The 13,258-nt window shown below is 61.7% G+C and carries 14 protein-coding genes; 4 read left to right on the top strand and 10 right to left on the bottom strand.

Translation table 11 applies throughout. From position 1 onward, the window contains the following. Nucleotides 1-200 precede the first annotated feature (200 nt). From ACT6QH_RS06315 to ccmA, 8 genes are all read right to left on the bottom strand, one after another. Nucleotides 201-950, bottom strand: coding sequence for a glutamine amidotransferase (locus ACT6QH_RS06315; RefSeq protein ID WP_444974030.1), 750 nt, complete (start codon nt 948-950; stop codon nt 201-203). Continuing rightward, entirely contained in the window at nt 931-1,446 is a 516-nt protein-coding gene (locus tag ACT6QH_RS06310) for a tellurite resistance TerB family protein (protein ID WP_444973954.1), read from the bottom strand. Before ACT6QH_RS06310 ends, ACT6QH_RS06315 begins: the two co-directional genes overlap by 20 nt. A gap of 118 nt (nt 1,447-1,564) precedes the next feature. Continuing rightward, a complete protein-coding gene (locus ACT6QH_RS06305) occupies nt 1,565-2,377 on the bottom strand; it encodes a HesA/MoeB/ThiF family protein (RefSeq protein ID WP_444973953.1) in 813 nt (270 codons plus the stop codon). A gap of 57 nt (nt 2,378-2,434) precedes the next feature. Beyond that, entirely contained in the window at nt 2,435-3,064 is a 630-nt protein-coding gene (locus ACT6QH_RS06300) for a DsbE family thiol:disulfide interchange protein (protein ID WP_444974029.1), read from the bottom strand. Between the two features lie 43 nt (nt 3,065-3,107). Beyond that, the gene (gene ccmD / locus ACT6QH_RS06295; protein WP_444973952.1) at nt 3,108-3,314 is read right to left on the bottom strand and encodes a heme exporter protein CcmD; all 207 of its coding nucleotides are present in this window, start codon (nt 3,312-3,314) and stop codon (nt 3,108-3,110) included. A 69-nt stretch (nt 3,315-3,383) separates the two neighbouring features. Further along, entirely contained in the window at nt 3,384-4,115 is a 732-nt protein-coding gene (locus ACT6QH_RS06290; RefSeq protein WP_444973951.1) for a heme ABC transporter permease, read from the bottom strand. 137 nt (nt 4,116-4,252) lie between these two features. Continuing rightward, nucleotides 4,253-4,921, bottom strand: coding sequence for a heme exporter protein CcmB (gene ccmB, locus ACT6QH_RS06285; RefSeq protein WP_444974028.1), 669 nt, complete (start codon nt 4,919-4,921; stop codon nt 4,253-4,255). After that, nucleotides 4,921-5,544, bottom strand: a complete 624-nt coding sequence (ccmA, locus tag ACT6QH_RS06280; protein WP_444973950.1) for a heme ABC exporter ATP-binding protein CcmA — start codon at nt 5,542-5,544, stop codon at nt 4,921-4,923. The genes ccmB and ccmA overlap by 1 nt, the downstream gene beginning before the upstream one ends. A gap of 166 nt (nt 5,545-5,710) precedes the next feature. Here ccmA and acnA point away from each other — a divergent pair, with 166 nt between their 5' ends. Beyond that, nucleotides 5,711-8,407: an aconitate hydratase AcnA gene (gene acnA / locus ACT6QH_RS06275; protein ID WP_444973949.1), complete on the top strand. Its 2,697-nt coding sequence runs from the start codon at nt 5,711-5,713 to the stop codon at nt 8,405-8,407. Nucleotides 8,408-8,756: 349 nt separating this feature from the next. Further along, nucleotides 8,757-9,656 carry a DUF1223 domain-containing protein gene (locus ACT6QH_RS06270; RefSeq protein WP_444973948.1) on the top strand — a complete coding sequence of 300 codons (900 nt, stop codon included), beginning with the start codon at nt 8,757-8,759 and terminating at the stop codon, nt 9,654-9,656. Between the two features lie 5 nt (nt 9,657-9,661). On the opposite strand, the gene ACT6QH_RS06265 is transcribed toward ACT6QH_RS06270, so the two are convergent. Beyond that, on the bottom strand, nt 9,662-9,793 hold the full coding sequence (locus ACT6QH_RS06265; protein ID WP_444973947.1) for a hypothetical protein: 132 nt from the start codon (nt 9,791-9,793) through the stop codon (nt 9,662-9,664). A 327-nt stretch (nt 9,794-10,120) separates the two neighbouring features. Here ACT6QH_RS06265 and ACT6QH_RS06260 point away from each other — a divergent pair, with 327 nt between their 5' ends. Further along, the gene (locus tag ACT6QH_RS06260; RefSeq protein ID WP_444973946.1) at nt 10,121-10,525 is read left to right on the top strand and encodes a DUF2794 domain-containing protein; all 405 of its coding nucleotides are present in this window, start codon (nt 10,121-10,123) and stop codon (nt 10,523-10,525) included. Between the two features lie 56 nt (nt 10,526-10,581). On the opposite strand, the gene ACT6QH_RS06255 is transcribed toward ACT6QH_RS06260, so the two are convergent. Continuing rightward, nucleotides 10,582-11,895: a hemolysin family protein gene (locus ACT6QH_RS06255; protein WP_444973945.1), complete on the bottom strand. Its 1,314-nt coding sequence runs from the start codon at nt 11,893-11,895 to the stop codon at nt 10,582-10,584. Between the two features lie 174 nt (nt 11,896-12,069). Here ACT6QH_RS06255 and aroC point away from each other — a divergent pair, with 174 nt between their 5' ends. Further along, a complete protein-coding gene (gene aroC, locus ACT6QH_RS06250; RefSeq protein ID WP_444973944.1) occupies nt 12,070-13,182 on the top strand; it encodes a chorismate synthase in 1,113 nt (370 codons plus the stop codon). The last annotated feature ends 76 nt before the right edge of the window (nt 13,183-13,258 follow it).

Here is a 13,258-nt window from a genome sequence, read left to right as displayed (position 1 = left end):
CGGCGACGCATAAACCTGACAACCGGCACCCATATAGCAGCAAAAGGCGCGCCATCTGCATGCGCCCTACATATAGGCTGATACAATGCAAGCGGTACCACATATATGCCGCGCATCATTTTTTATTTGCAAGACGCAAATTTATTTTTGCAATTTGCGAATCTCAGCCGTCGCAGCATCCATTTTGCGAAACCGGAAAATCAGGCCGGATCAAGCACCCGTCCGGCCAGCGAGGCCTTTTCATTTGAGGCGTTGAGCCACGTTTCCAGAAAAGCCGTCAGCCAGCGGCAAACAGCCGGATCATGCTGCTCCCACCCATCCAGATGCGCCGGCCTGTCCTGCGCCCCACGTCGGTTCAGATGTTCGGCCCCGCGACGGGTCCACATGCACATCATGTCCCGTGTCACCTCAGGGTGAAACTGGATGCCATAGGCGTTGGAGCCATAACGATAGGCCTGGTTGGGAAAGGTCGGCCCTGTCGCCAGAAGCTCGGCCCCCGGCGGCAGCTCGAAGCCTTCCGAATGCCAATGATAGACATGATCCGGCCAGGGCAACATGGAGGCCGCCTGTTCAGTGGCTGAAATCGGATAATAGCCAATCTCGCATGCGCCTTCATGGTGCGGCTGCACCTGCGCGCCCAGAACCCGCGCCATAAGCTGCGCCCCAAGGCAAATGCCCAGCAAGGGCGCACCCTGCGCCAGCGTCTTGTCAATAAAATCCATTTCGGTGCGCAGGAATGGCAGATCGTCATTCGCGCTCATCGGCCCGCCAAACACCACCACTGCGGCGTGATTCTCCAGCGTATCCGGCAAGGGCTCCCCAAGCGCGGGGCGGCGCATATCCAGCCTGTAGCCGCGCTGTTCCAGCCGTTCACCCACACGCCCGGCTGAAGAACAGGCCTGATGAACGATAACCAGAACATCCTTTGTTTCAGGCGCTGCGCCCCTCATCGCCGTGCCCTGCGCTGCTGTCTTGCTGTTCAACACCCGCTTCCGCCTCTTCCCTGATTTCCTGGCGGATCGCGACACGATCACGGTCTTCGATATTCAGCAATTCCGCCACCCGCGCGACGAGATTGTCCTCGAACTCCGTGAGCCCGCCATCCGCAAAGGCGGCCTCAAACAGCATCTCCACGATGCGACGCCGCCCCTCCCCGTCCAGCGCACGGTTCAGCACACTGGTGAAGGCATAAAGATCGACGGCTTCGGCATCCTTGACAACAGCCTGCGCCATCAGAGCGCTGCTCATTTTTGCATCAAGATCGAAACGGCTGGCCAGAATAGCCTTCAGCCGCTCACGTTCGGCATCTGTCACCGCACCGTCGATGGAAACCACATGGACCAGCAGTGCGGCAGTGGCGAGGCGATAATCATTTTCACCGAAAGCCTGCGCATCGCGACGCCCGCCCGAAATCTCGGCGATGAAGTCGGAGAGCGTGTGAAACATGCGTCTGGCTCCTTCGCTGGCATCGGCTGCTAAAAATTTCGCCATGCCCGTCGCAGGATACAGAAACACGAAAAAGCCGCAATGTCTCCCGCGCAACAGGTTGAAAAACAATACGCCCTTAATGAGCCCCGCGATGGATCGACAGATCACGAATGGTCGGTTTTTCCCCGGTCAGCGGATTATCCGGGTCCCAGCCATAGCTCAGCGTTTCAAAACGCATGGTGCGCGCATCAATCATCAGAAAGCGCCCCACCAGCCCCTCGCCAAATCCCACGATGGCACGCAGGGCCTCCATGGCGGCAATGGAACCGGCAATGCCTGCCAGCGCGCCCAGAATGCCGGCCTCCGCACAGGTGGGCACAGTGCCGGGCGGTGGCGGCTCGGGAAACAAACAGCGATATGTGGGGTTCAAAACACCATCCGCACCCCGCTCATGGGCGCGGATGGTGGTGACGCTGGCGTCAAATGTGCCCAACGCCGCAGCCACCAGCGGCCGGCCCGCCAGAACGCAAGCATCCGATACCAGAAAGCGGGTGGAGAAATTGTCAGATCCATCCAGCACCACATCCACACCGCCAATCAGCTCCATGGCGTTGTCGGCCGTGATCCGGGTGTGATGGGTCACCACCTCCACATGGGGGTTCAGAGCGTCTATCGCCGCGCGGGCGCTGTCTGTCTTGGGGCGGCCAATATCCGTCGTGCGATGGATGATCTGGCGCTGGAGATTGGAGAGAGAGACAGCATCGTCATCCACCAGCACCAGTTGCCCCACGCCCGCCGCCGCCAGATATAACAGCGCCGGTGCGCCCAGCCCCCCTGCGCCAATGACCAGAATGCGCGCCGCCTTCAGCTTCTGCTGGCCCGGCCCGCCCACATCATGCAGCACGATATGGCGGGCGTAACGTTCCACCTCTTCCGCAGAAAATGCCATGCCGCCGAATGCTCCCTGCCTGAAGCTGCCCCGTGTAAAGGCGACCTCACAACCCTGCTACTGCGCTCCCGCGCCTTTCGGCTCGTCCCCGGTCTGGGCCGCCACCAGATTGTCGATCAGCGGCATCAGCGTGCTCTGAACCGTCTCCGGCGTCAGCGGGCCGACAAATTTGTGGACGATGCGCCCGTCACTATCGAGCACGAAAGTTTCCGGCACCCCATAAACGCCCCATTCAATAGCTGCGCGGCCCTTCGGGTCCACCCCCACTCTCTCGTAAGGCAGGCCGAACTGACCGAGGAAGCGACGGGCGTTTTCCGGGGCATCCTTGTAGTTCAGCCCCACCACGCGGATGCGCGGATCCCGCGACAGCTCCATCAGCACAGGGTGTTCCTGCCGACAGGGCACACACCAAGAGGCCCAGATATTCACCAGCGCCGGCTTACCCTTCAGAGCCTTCACCTCCAGCGGACGCAAGGGCTGGCCATGGGCATCACGCTGGCCCTCAAGCGGCGGCAGCACCATTTGCGGCGCCGGGCGCCCCACAAGAGCGGATGGCAGACGCGATGGGTCGCTCCCGCTTTCCAGCCGCTCCAGAAACAGGAAGGCCAGCCCCAGAAACAGCACCAGCGGCACCACCAGCAACCAGAGCCGGCGACGCCGCGGCGTGGGCTGCATCTCGCCATTCATATCCGTTCGTCCCTGTTCCATGGCCTGTTGGTCCGCCCCATGGTTACGCTGTGCGGGGCTTTTCCGCCTCGGCCCTGCGGGCTTCAAGCTGGCGCTCGGCAGCCTCACGCCGGCGGCGCTTGCGGCGGGCTTCCATCTCGTCCAGCAGGTGTTTCTGGCCGCGATAATCCAGCACCAGCCAGAGGGCGAGCACGGCAAGACCAAGAAGAGAAACGCCATAGGCCGTGGCGATGAAGGTGAAATGGGTCATACGTTTTCACCCCCCGAAAGAGCGCAGGCCAACATGGAAACGGGCATGGAGATGTGCAGTCCCATCATCTCAGGCCCCGGCCTCGGCAGCGGCCCGCGCTTCCAGCGCCTGCACGCGGCGACGCAGAATTTCCGTGCGCATACCCAACATCTGCAAGGTGATGAACAGCAACCCAAACCCCAGTGCGCACATCAAAAGCGGCCACAACAGGCTGGGATCAATGGTTGGTCCATCCATGCGGAAAACCGATGCCGGCTGGTGCAGCGTGTTCCACCAATCAACCGAGAATTTCACAATCGGCACATTGATGAAGCCCACCAGTGTAAGCACCGCCGCCGCACGTCCGGCGCGATTTGGATCATCAATGGCAGCCCGCAGCGCCATCAGGCCCAGATAGAGCAGCAACAGCACCAGCATGGAGGTGAGGCGGGCATCCCACACCCAGTAGGTTCCCCACATGGGCCGCCCCCACAGTGAGCCTGTCACCAGACACAGAGCGGCGAAGGTGGCCCCCACGGGCGCAGTCGCCTTGTGTGCCACATCGGCCAGCGGGTGTCGCCACACCAGAAGGCCGATGGCGGAAAGCGCCATCAGCGTATAGCCCCCCATGGCCAGCCAGGCGAAAGGCACATGGATATACATGATCTTCACCGTCTCGCCCTGCTGGTAATCCGCAGGTGCGCCGAAGGCGAGATAGAAGCCCACGGCCAGCGCCACTACCGTCGCAACCGCAAACGCAGGCAGCAGACGGGCGGACAGGCCCATGAAACGGACAGGATTGGCAAGATCGAGCAGAGCCATGGAGCGGTTCTAGTGCGCCCCGTGCGCAGAGGGAAGATGCCAGACGTCGCAGAACGCCTCTTCCCCCTCACTTTCAGGGGATGAAAGCCGGCAGAAAGGTGCGACACAAGCGCCCGGCATTCTCTTGGGCCTTCCCATCAACTGCGCGCCGCCCGCAATGCGGCAGCCGCCGCCACCGGCCCCAGAATCAGGGCGAACAACGCCAGCCCCAACAACACCCGGAACGGCATATCAAAGGGCACCGGGCCGGAGACCGCAGAAGTGGTGGCGGAAACAGCAAAGATCAGCACTGGAATGGTGAGGGGAATCACCAGTACGGCAATCAGCAAACCACCCCGGCGGAAGGCCCCGGCGAAAGCCGCCCCCACCAGCCCCAGAAAGGTCACGGCCGGCGTTCCCACCAGCAGCGTCAGCACCACTGCCCCAATGGCCGCCGGCTCCAGGTTCAGCATCAGCGCCAGCGCAGGCGCGGCCACCACCAGCGGCAGGCCGGTGGCCAGCCAGTGTGCCAGCCCCTTGGCTGCGGCCACCAGTTCCAGCGGCAAGGCCGAAAGCGTCAGCGCATCCAGCGAGCCATCTTCGACATCTGCGGCGAAGAGGCGCTCAAGGCCGATCAGGCTGGCCAGCAGCGCACCAATCCACAACACAGCCGGGCCAATGCGCGCCAGCAAGACAAGATCCGGCCCCACGGCAAAAGGCACCACGGTGATGACGCACAGGAAGAACACCACCCCCAGCCCGGCCCCTCCGCCCGACCCGAGAGAGAGCAGAAGATCCCGCCGCACCACGGCCCAGAAGGCTTTCATCATGCCAGCTTCCCCAGCCGCAATTCATCACTCTCTCCCAGATCCAGCGGCGCATGTGTCGCGGCCACCAGCACGCCACCCGCCGCCAGATGCGCCCGGCTGAAGGCTGCAAAACGCGCCTGCGCCTTTACATCCAGCGCCGTGGTCGGCTCATCCAAAATCCAGACCGGCCGCCGGGATACCAGCAGCCGGGCAATGGCCAGCCGGCGCTTCTGCCCTGCGGAGAGCACAGCAGCGCGCAGCCGCCCCAGCCCACCAAGCCCCACATCTTCCAGAGCGTCGTCCACAGCCACCCCATCCCCGCCCAGCACATTCCGCCAGAATTCCAGATTCTCGGCCACGCTCAGCGCGCCCTTCAGTGCATCATCATGGCCAAGATAGTGCATCTGCTCCCGCAAAGGGGTCTCCTGCGCGCCCCCCTCCAGCCAGACACGCCCTGTCGCCGGAGCCAGAAAACCTGACAGAATCCGCAACAGGGATGACTTTCCAACACCATTTGGCCCCACAATCACCAGGGCCCGGCCGGCCCGCGCCTGCACATCAAGCCCTTCAAATAACAGCCTGAAACCCCTGCGACAGCTTAATCCTTCAGCCTTCAGGGCCTGAATGGGCGTGGAACTCATCCGTGCTGCTTTCGTTGCATTTGCATCTTTCCACTTCATTATCGCATGACCGCGACTTGAAATGGCTCTATAAAGCGCGCCAACCGCACCGACCAAGGGTGGCGGGAGTTTTCTCCCGCACCTGCGGCCCTGGCGACAGTCGTCCACTGAAACCGGAGAGAACGCCGTGACTTCCCTCGACAGCTTCAAGTGCCGAACCACCCTCAAGGTGGATGATCAGGAATACGTCTACTATAACCTTGAAGCTGCGGAGCGAAATGGCCTTGAAGGCGTTTCCCGCCTGCCCTTCTCCATGAAGGTGCTGCTGGAAAACCTGCTGCGCTATGAAGATGGTCGCTCCGTCACCAAGGAAGACGTCCAGGCCGTCGCTGCCTGGCTGAACGACAAGGGCAAGGCCGGGCAGGAAATCGCCTACCGTCCCGCCCGCGTGCTGATGCAGGACTTCACCGGCGTGCCCGCCGTTGTGGATCTGGCCGCCATGCGTGACGCCATGGTGGCGCTGGGTGGCGAACCCGCCAAGATCAACCCGCTGGTGCCCGTTGACCTCGTGATCGACCACTCCGTGATCGTGAACTTCTTCGGCTCCGATTCCGCCTTCAAGAAGAACGTGGAAGAAGAGTACAAGCAGAATCAGGAACGTTACCGCTTCCTGAAGTGGGGCCAGAGCGCGTTCGACAATTTCCGCGTGGTGCCGCCGGATACCGGCATCTGCCACCAGGTGAACCTCGAATATCTCGCCCAGACGGTGTGGACCCGCAAGGAAGAGCTGGATGGCAAGACCGTTGAGGTCGCCTATCCTGATACCCTCGTCGGCACCGACTCGCACACCACCATGGTCAACGGCCTGGGCGTGCTGGGCTGGGGCGTGGGTGGCATTGAGGCTGAGGCGGCCATGCTGGGCCAGCCCATCTCCATGCTGATTCCCGAAGTCATCGGCTTCAAGCTCAATGGCGAGTTGCAGGAAGGCATCACCGCCACCGATCTGGTGCTCACCATCACCCAGATGCTGCGTCAGAAGGGCGTGGTCGGCAAGTTCGTGGAATTCTACGGCCCCGGCCTTGAGAGCCTCTCCCTCGCCGACCGTGCGACCATTGCCAACATGGCCCCGGAATATGGCGCAACCTGCGGCTTCTTCCCCGTCGATGGCGAAACCATCGCCTATCTCGACGAGACCGGCCGCAACGATGCCCGCGTGAAGCTCGTGGAAGCCTATTCCAAGGCTCAGGGCATGTGGCGTACCAAGGACACGCCGGACCCGGTGTTCACCGATACGCTGGAGCTGGATATCGGCTCGGTGCAGCCCTCGCTCGCCGGCCCCAAGCGCCCGCAGGATCGCGTTCTGCTCGCAGAAACCAAGACCGGCTTCCGCGCCGCTCTGGAAGGCGAATTCAAGAAGGCTGGCGAAGTCGACAAGGCTGTGCCGGTCTCCGGTGCCGATTACACGCTCAGCCATGGTGATGTGGTGATCGCCGCCATCACCTCCTGCACCAACACCTCCAACCCCTCCGTGCTCATCGCCGCCGGCCTGCTGGCGCGCAATGCCGCCGCGAAGGGCCTGACCACGAAGCCGTGGGTGAAAACCTCGCTGGCGCCCGGCTCCCAGGTGGTGGAAGGCTATCTCAACGCCTCCGGCCTCCAGACCGATCTCGATAAGCTCGGCTTCAATCTGGTCGGCTTCGGCTGCACCACCTGCATCGGCAATTCCGGCCCGCTGCCGGAAGCCATCTCCGAGGCCATCAACAAGAATGACCTCGTGGCCGGTGCCGTCATCTCCGGCAACCGCAACTTCGAAGGCCGCGTGAACCCCGACGTGAAGGCGAACTATCTCGCCTCCCCGCCGCTGGTCGTCGCCTACGCCATTGCCGGTTCGCTGCAAATCGACCTGACCACCGAGCCGCTCGGCACCGACACCGAAGGCAAGCCGGTCTATCTCAAGGATATCTGGCCCTCCAACAAGGAAGTGGCGCAGTTCATCCGCGAGAACGTCACCAAGAAGATGTTCCAGGAAAAATATTCCGACGTCTTCAAGGGCGACGCCCACTGGCAGGCCATCACCGTGCCGTCGGGCCAGACCTATGCGTGGGATGACAATTCCACCTATGTCCGCAACCCGCCCTACTTTGTGGGCATGGGCAAGACCCCGGCTCCGGTGAAGGACATCGAGAATGCCCGCATTCTCGGCCTGTTCCTCGACTCCATCACCACCGATCACATCTCGCCTGCCGGCTCCATCAAGAAGGACTCCCCGGCTGGCCAGTATCTGATCGACAATGGCGTCGATCCGGTGAACTTCAACCAGTATGGCACCCGTCGTGGCAACCACGAGGTGATGATGCGCGGCACCTTCGCCAATATCCGCATCAAGAACCAGATGGTGCCGGGCGTTGAAGGTGGCGTGACCATCCACTATCCGGAAGGCAAGCAGGAGTTCATCTACGACGCATCCATGGCCTACAAGGCCGAGGGTGTGCCGCTGGTGGTCTTCGCCGGCAAGGAATATGGCACCGGCTCCTCGCGTGACTGGGCGGCCAAGGGCACCAACCTGCTTGGCGTGCGCGCTGTCGTGGCCCAGTCCTTCGAGCGTATCCATCGCTCGAACCTGGTGGGCATGGGCATCGTGCCGCTGGTCTTCAAGGAAGGCGAAAGCTGGCAGACGCTGGGCCTGAAGGGTGACGAACAGGTCACCATCAAGGGCATTGAGGGTGATCTGAAGCCCCGCCAGACCCTGACCGCCGAGATCAAGTTCGCGGACGGTTCTGAGAAGAATGTGGATCTGATCTGCCGCATCGATACGCTCGATGAGCTGGATTACTTCCGCAATGGCGGCATCCTGCCTTACGTGCTGCGTTCGCTGGCTTCCTGATCCCAGCGCACAATCTGAAGAAAGACACGCCGGCCCGGCTCTCGGGCCGGCGTTGTCATGTCCGGTGCAATCATGGGCCCATCATGGGCAGATCGAGTGCCTTCTTCTGCGCCAGTCCCCGCCCGGCCCGCGCTTATGCCCCAGATGACGAGCTGCCCCGCTTCTTATGCAACTCATTGAGAAATGGACGACGACATAAAGACTTATGCGTCAACCATCAGTTTTCATGCCCCGCAGCACACCGGAATGTGACTCTGAACACTCCATTGTGAGCGATCCAATCCTTTACTCGCCGGTATGCCGGGCAGATATAGTTTGCGGGAGATCCAGATAAAGCGGCTTTGCGAGCATGATTTTTCGCAACATTGTTCCCACGCTTGCCTTGGCGCTATTGCCCATGCTGGTCACCAGTATGGGGCCGGCAGGGGGTGCTCTGGCACAACCCAGGGCGGTGGTTGAACTGTTCACCAGCCAGGCTTGCTCCGCCTGCCCGCGCATGGATGATTGCGTCACCAAACTGGCTGATGACCCCTCCGTTATCGCACTGACCCTGCCGGTGGATTACTGGGATTATACCGGCTGGCATGACACACTGGCCCTGAACGCAAATTCCCGCCGGCAACGCGCCTATGCCGAAATGCGAGGCGATCACCGCATCCTCACCCCACAGGCTGTCATCAATGGCTCTCTGGTGGTGGAAGGGCATGATCGCCGGTCGCTTCGACGCATTCTTCAGGAAAGCGAGGTCCACAACACCGCGCCCCTGATCCCCGTTACGGTGCGGCAGGAGGGCCATGATATTGAGGTGAACCTCCCCCATGCCCATCTGGGTGAAGCGGGCGCGGAAATCTGGGTCTGCCCGGTCACAACATCTGTAACCGTGGATATCACTGCCGGAGAAAATGAAGGCCGGACCCTCACCTATACGAATGTTGTAAGGGGCTGGGTCAAGCTGGCAGACTGGAATGGAGCCGCGATGCAAGAGCGCGTTCCGCTTGCCGCCCTTAGTTTGAAGGGGGCCGATTCGCTTGCTGTTTTGGTGCAGCCTCGCGCATCCAAATCGCCTGGCTCCATTCTCGGAGCAGCGATGATTCCCCTCACTCCAGTCCCGGAAGAAGAGCCCGCCAATATTTCTCGCATCGGCAACAGCCTGCGAAAGACCGAGCGCAGCTACATGACTCCTGAGCGCACAAGAACGCCCTCGCCTTCCGCGAGCCCTGTGGCCCTGCCTGCCGGTTCAGAAAGATAGGAAATTCAAAGCCCCTCTACGGCCTCGCCCTGCTCCACGCAGCAGATGGGCCTCTTGGCACGCTGGGCGCCATCATGCGCTACCTGTCCGAACACTTCGGAGAAATGACGAAAATCGGCCATCTTCCTATGAAGCATGTCAGCTTCACATCGGCCTGCGGGCTCAAACGGGGTAAGCAGTGGCCGGTTCGGAAGCACCTCGGGGGGGCTTGGGGGGGCTGGGATAGACCGAAGCGCCTCACGAACCGACCCTGCTATGGGATGTACTTTCTGCGAGCGGACAGGCGACGTCTTGACCAAATTCCGGCGACACTGTGGTGCCTGCTAACATCGCCGTGATCGCTCTCCACCTCATCAGGCTGTGGCCTGCAAAACAAAGCCGACCTTGCAAGCTGGACGCAGTGCGGCAATCATGAGCCGGCACCTCAGTGTTTTCATCACGCAGGAAACTCTTCGGGAGGCTTCATGGAAGATGAAAGTCCCATATGCGCCGCCACAGGGATCGTGGTGCCCGTGCGCCAATCTCGCGCAGCCCGTTCATCCACGCCCGCCGTCCCCCATACACCACCGCCCCCACCCCGCGTGACATTCGATCGCCGGGAGCTGGACCGTATTCTGGGGCTGTATGGGCGCATGGTGGCGCTAGGTGAGTGGCGGGATTACGCCATTGATTTCACACGCGACAAAGCCATCTTTTCCATATTCCGCAGGGCGTCTGATGTGCCGGTTTATCGTATCGAGAAAGATCCGCGCCTGGCCCGGAAGCAGGGGGCCTATAGCGTCGTGTCACAAACCGGGCTCATCCTGAAACGCGGGCACGAACTGCCCCGCGTTCTCGCTGTGCTGGAAAAACCATTACGCAGCGTGTGACACAGCCTGTGGCCGGACCCGCAAAGAAACCGCCGAAGGGTCCGCCACCCGACACATTACACCGGCTGGCGACGCAGCAAATGGGTGCGTGAGACCAGCAGCTTGTCGATCCGCCGGCCATCCATATCGACAATCTCGAAACGCCAGCCAGAATCTTCGAAAACATCCCCTTCAGCGGGCAGCTCTTTCAGGCAGGACAAGGCGAAGCCAGCAACCGTGTTGAAATCCTCATCTTCCGGGAAATCGACATGCAGCAGCTCCCGCAGCTCATCCATGGGAGTGTCGCCATCCACCAGATAGCTACCATCCTGCCGCACCACCACATTGGACGCCGTGTTCGGCACCCCTTCAGCGCCGCCTGTCGTCAGGCCGGTAATCGCCACCAGAAGATCATAGCCCGTGACCACACCGGCCATATCTCCATATTCATCCACCACAATGCCCATGGGCACCTGCGCCCCGCGCAGAATACGCATGGCCTCCAGCGCCCCGACACTTTCCACAATGAAGGGAACCGTCTGCACGAAAGCCCGCGGGTCCGGCTGTTCTTCGCGCAAATAGGCATCCAGCAGGCGCTTGGCCTGAATCACCCCCACTGTTTCTTCCGGTGTCCCATCACAGGCGGGCAAGCGGGAGTGGGGTGTGGCCAGCAGGGCGGCGCGCACCTCATCCAGATCAGCTGAAACATCCACCCATTCCACATCTGTGCGCGGGGTCATGATGGCGGTGACAGGGCGATCCGCCAGACGCATCACGCCTGAAATCATGCGCCGCTCGGCCGGGTCGATCACGCCGGCGCTTTCCGCCTCGGTGATGAGCGCTCGGATTTCCTCATCCGTCACCGCGCTGGAACTGCCCTGACCTGCGCCAAGCAAACGCAGAACCAGACGCGATGAGGCATCCAGCAACCATACCGCCGGGGCTGCCGCCCTGGAGAGCCCCACCATCATCGGAGCCAGAACGCAGGCCAGAGATTCGGGATTCTGCAAAGCCAGACGCTTGGGAATCAGCTCACCAATCACCAGCGAAACATAAGTGATGGCCGCCACCACCGCGATATAACCCAGCGGGCCGGCCACGCTGGCTGGCACATCCGCCGCCCGCAACACATCAGAAAGCTGCGCCCCGAGGCTGGCCCCGGAAAAAGCCCCGGCCAGAATGCCAATGAGCGTAATGCCGGCCTGCACGGTAGAAAGGAAACGTCCGGGTTCCGCCGCCAGATTGAAGGCTGCCTGCGCGCCCCGCTGCCCTTGCGCGGCCATGGACCGCAACCGTGCCGGACGCGACGACACAATAGACAGCTCAGCCGCCGCCAGCACGGCGTTCAGCAGAACCAGACCCAAAACGATAAGAATGTCCAGAAAAGGCATGACGCCCATCATCCCTGAATTTCCGCAACTGCATAGCATGATGCAGCGCACAGGGGCGACCATCACCTAACGGCAAGTCAGGGCAAATCGCATCCGTCAGGCGAAATACGTGCTGAAGATTTGCATAATCGCCAAGCTGGTCTATGCAGCAGAGGAGCAAAGCAGGGTCCAGATATGTCATTCAACAGTTTCGGCCATCTTTTCCGCGTCACCACCTTTGGCGAAAGCCACGGAACGGCTATTGGCTGCGTGGTGGACGGGTGCCCCCCACAGCTGCGTTTCACGCTGGATGAGGTGCAGGCCGCGCTGGATCGTCGCCGCCCCGGCCAGTCGCGCTTCACCACTCAGCGACGCGAGCCGGATCAGGTCAAGGTGCTCTCCGGCGTGATGGACCACCCCGAAGGCGGGCTTGTCACCACCGGCACCCCCATTGCCCTGCTGATCGAGAATGTAGACCAGCGCTCCAAGGATTATGCCGCCATTGCCGGCGCCTACCGGCCGGGCCATGCTGATTTCACCTATGACATCAAATATGGCATCCGCGACCATCGTGGCGGCGGGCGCTCTTCCGCGCGGGAAACTGCAACCCGTGTGGCCGCCGGGGCCATTGCCGCCAAGGTGCTGCCGGGCGTCACCGTGCGCGGAGCTCTGGTGCAGATTGGCGATATTGAAATCGACCGTTCCCGCTGGAACTGGGATGAAATCGACAACAACCCCTTCTTCTGCCCCGACCCCGAAACCGTGCCGGTGTGGACCGAATATCTCGATGGCATCCGCAAGGCCGGCTCCTCCGTTGGTGCAGTGATCGAGCTGGTGGCGGAAGGTGCGCCGGCCGGCCTTGGCGCACCGCTTTATGGCAAGCTGGATGCGGATCTGGCGGGTGCGCTCATGGGCATCAATGCCGTGAAGGGCGTGGAGATTGGCGAAGGCTTCAACGCCGCCCGCCTGACAGGCGAGGCCAATGCCGATGAAATGCGGCGTGGCAATGAGGGGCGTCCGCAGTTTCTGGCCAACCATGCCGGGGGCATCCTGGGTGGCATTTCCACCGGAGCACCTATTGTGGCGCGCTTTGCGGTGAAACCCACCTCCTCCATTCTCACCCCCCGCAAGACGGTGGACCGCACCGGCGAAGAGACAGACCTCTTTACCAAGGGCCGGCATGACCCCTGCGTCGGCATCCGCGCTGTGCCTGTGGGCGAGGCCATGATGTGGTGTGTGCTCGCCGATCATCTGCTGCGTCATCGCGGACAGGTCGGCGCTACCCCTGTCTGGCCCTTTGAGAACTGAAATCTGCCGAATTTCAGCCAGACTGAAATTTTCCTGTTTTTCATTGCGACTGAAAACAGGAGTGCTAAGCTACGGG

It is taken from the genome of Haloleucobacter albus, assembly GCF_052492075.1.
This window is presented reverse-complemented; position numbering and strand designations above follow the sequence as displayed.

Coding starts and splice junctions, on each gene's coding strand:
- ccmD (WP_444973952.1), bottom strand. CDS start 3,314: ATGACCCATTTCACCTTCATCGCCACGGCCTATGGCGTTTCTCTTCTT.
- ACT6QH_RS06305 (WP_444973953.1), bottom strand. CDS start 2,377: ATGGCATTTTCTGCGGAAGAGGTGGAACGTTACGCCCGCCATATCGTG.
- ccmB (WP_444974028.1), bottom strand. CDS start 4,921: ATGAAAGCCTTCTGGGCCGTGGTGCGGCGGGATCTTCTGCTCTCTCTC.
- aroC (WP_444973944.1), top strand. CDS start 12,070: ATGTCATTCAACAGTTTCGGCCATCTTTTCCGCGTCACCACCTTTGGC.
- ccmA (WP_444973950.1), bottom strand. CDS start 5,544: ATGAGTTCCACGCCCATTCAGGCCCTGAAGGCTGAAGGATTAAGCTGT.
- ACT6QH_RS06310 (WP_444973954.1), bottom strand. CDS start 1,446: ATGTTTCACACGCTCTCCGACTTCATCGCCGAGATTTCGGGCGGGCGT.
- ACT6QH_RS06265 (WP_444973947.1), bottom strand. CDS start 9,793: ATGCTTCATAGGAAGATGGCCGATTTTCGTCATTTCTCCGAAGTGTTC.
- ACT6QH_RS06255 (WP_444973945.1), bottom strand. CDS start 11,895: ATGCCTTTTCTGGACATTCTTATCGTTTTGGGTCTGGTTCTGCTGAAC.
- ACT6QH_RS06260 (WP_444973946.1), top strand. CDS start 10,121: ATGGAAGATGAAAGTCCCATATGCGCCGCCACAGGGATCGTGGTGCCC.
- ACT6QH_RS06290 (WP_444973951.1), bottom strand. CDS start 4,115: ATGGCTCTGCTCGATCTTGCCAATCCTGTCCGTTTCATGGGCCTGTCC.
- ACT6QH_RS06300 (WP_444974029.1), bottom strand. CDS start 3,064: ATGAATGGCGAGATGCAGCCCACGCCGCGGCGTCGCCGGCTCTGGTTG.
- ACT6QH_RS06315 (WP_444974030.1), bottom strand. CDS start 950: ATGAGGGGCGCAGCGCCTGAAACAAAGGATGTTCTGGTTATCGTTCAT.
- ACT6QH_RS06270 (WP_444973948.1), top strand. CDS start 8,757: ATGATTTTTCGCAACATTGTTCCCACGCTTGCCTTGGCGCTATTGCCC.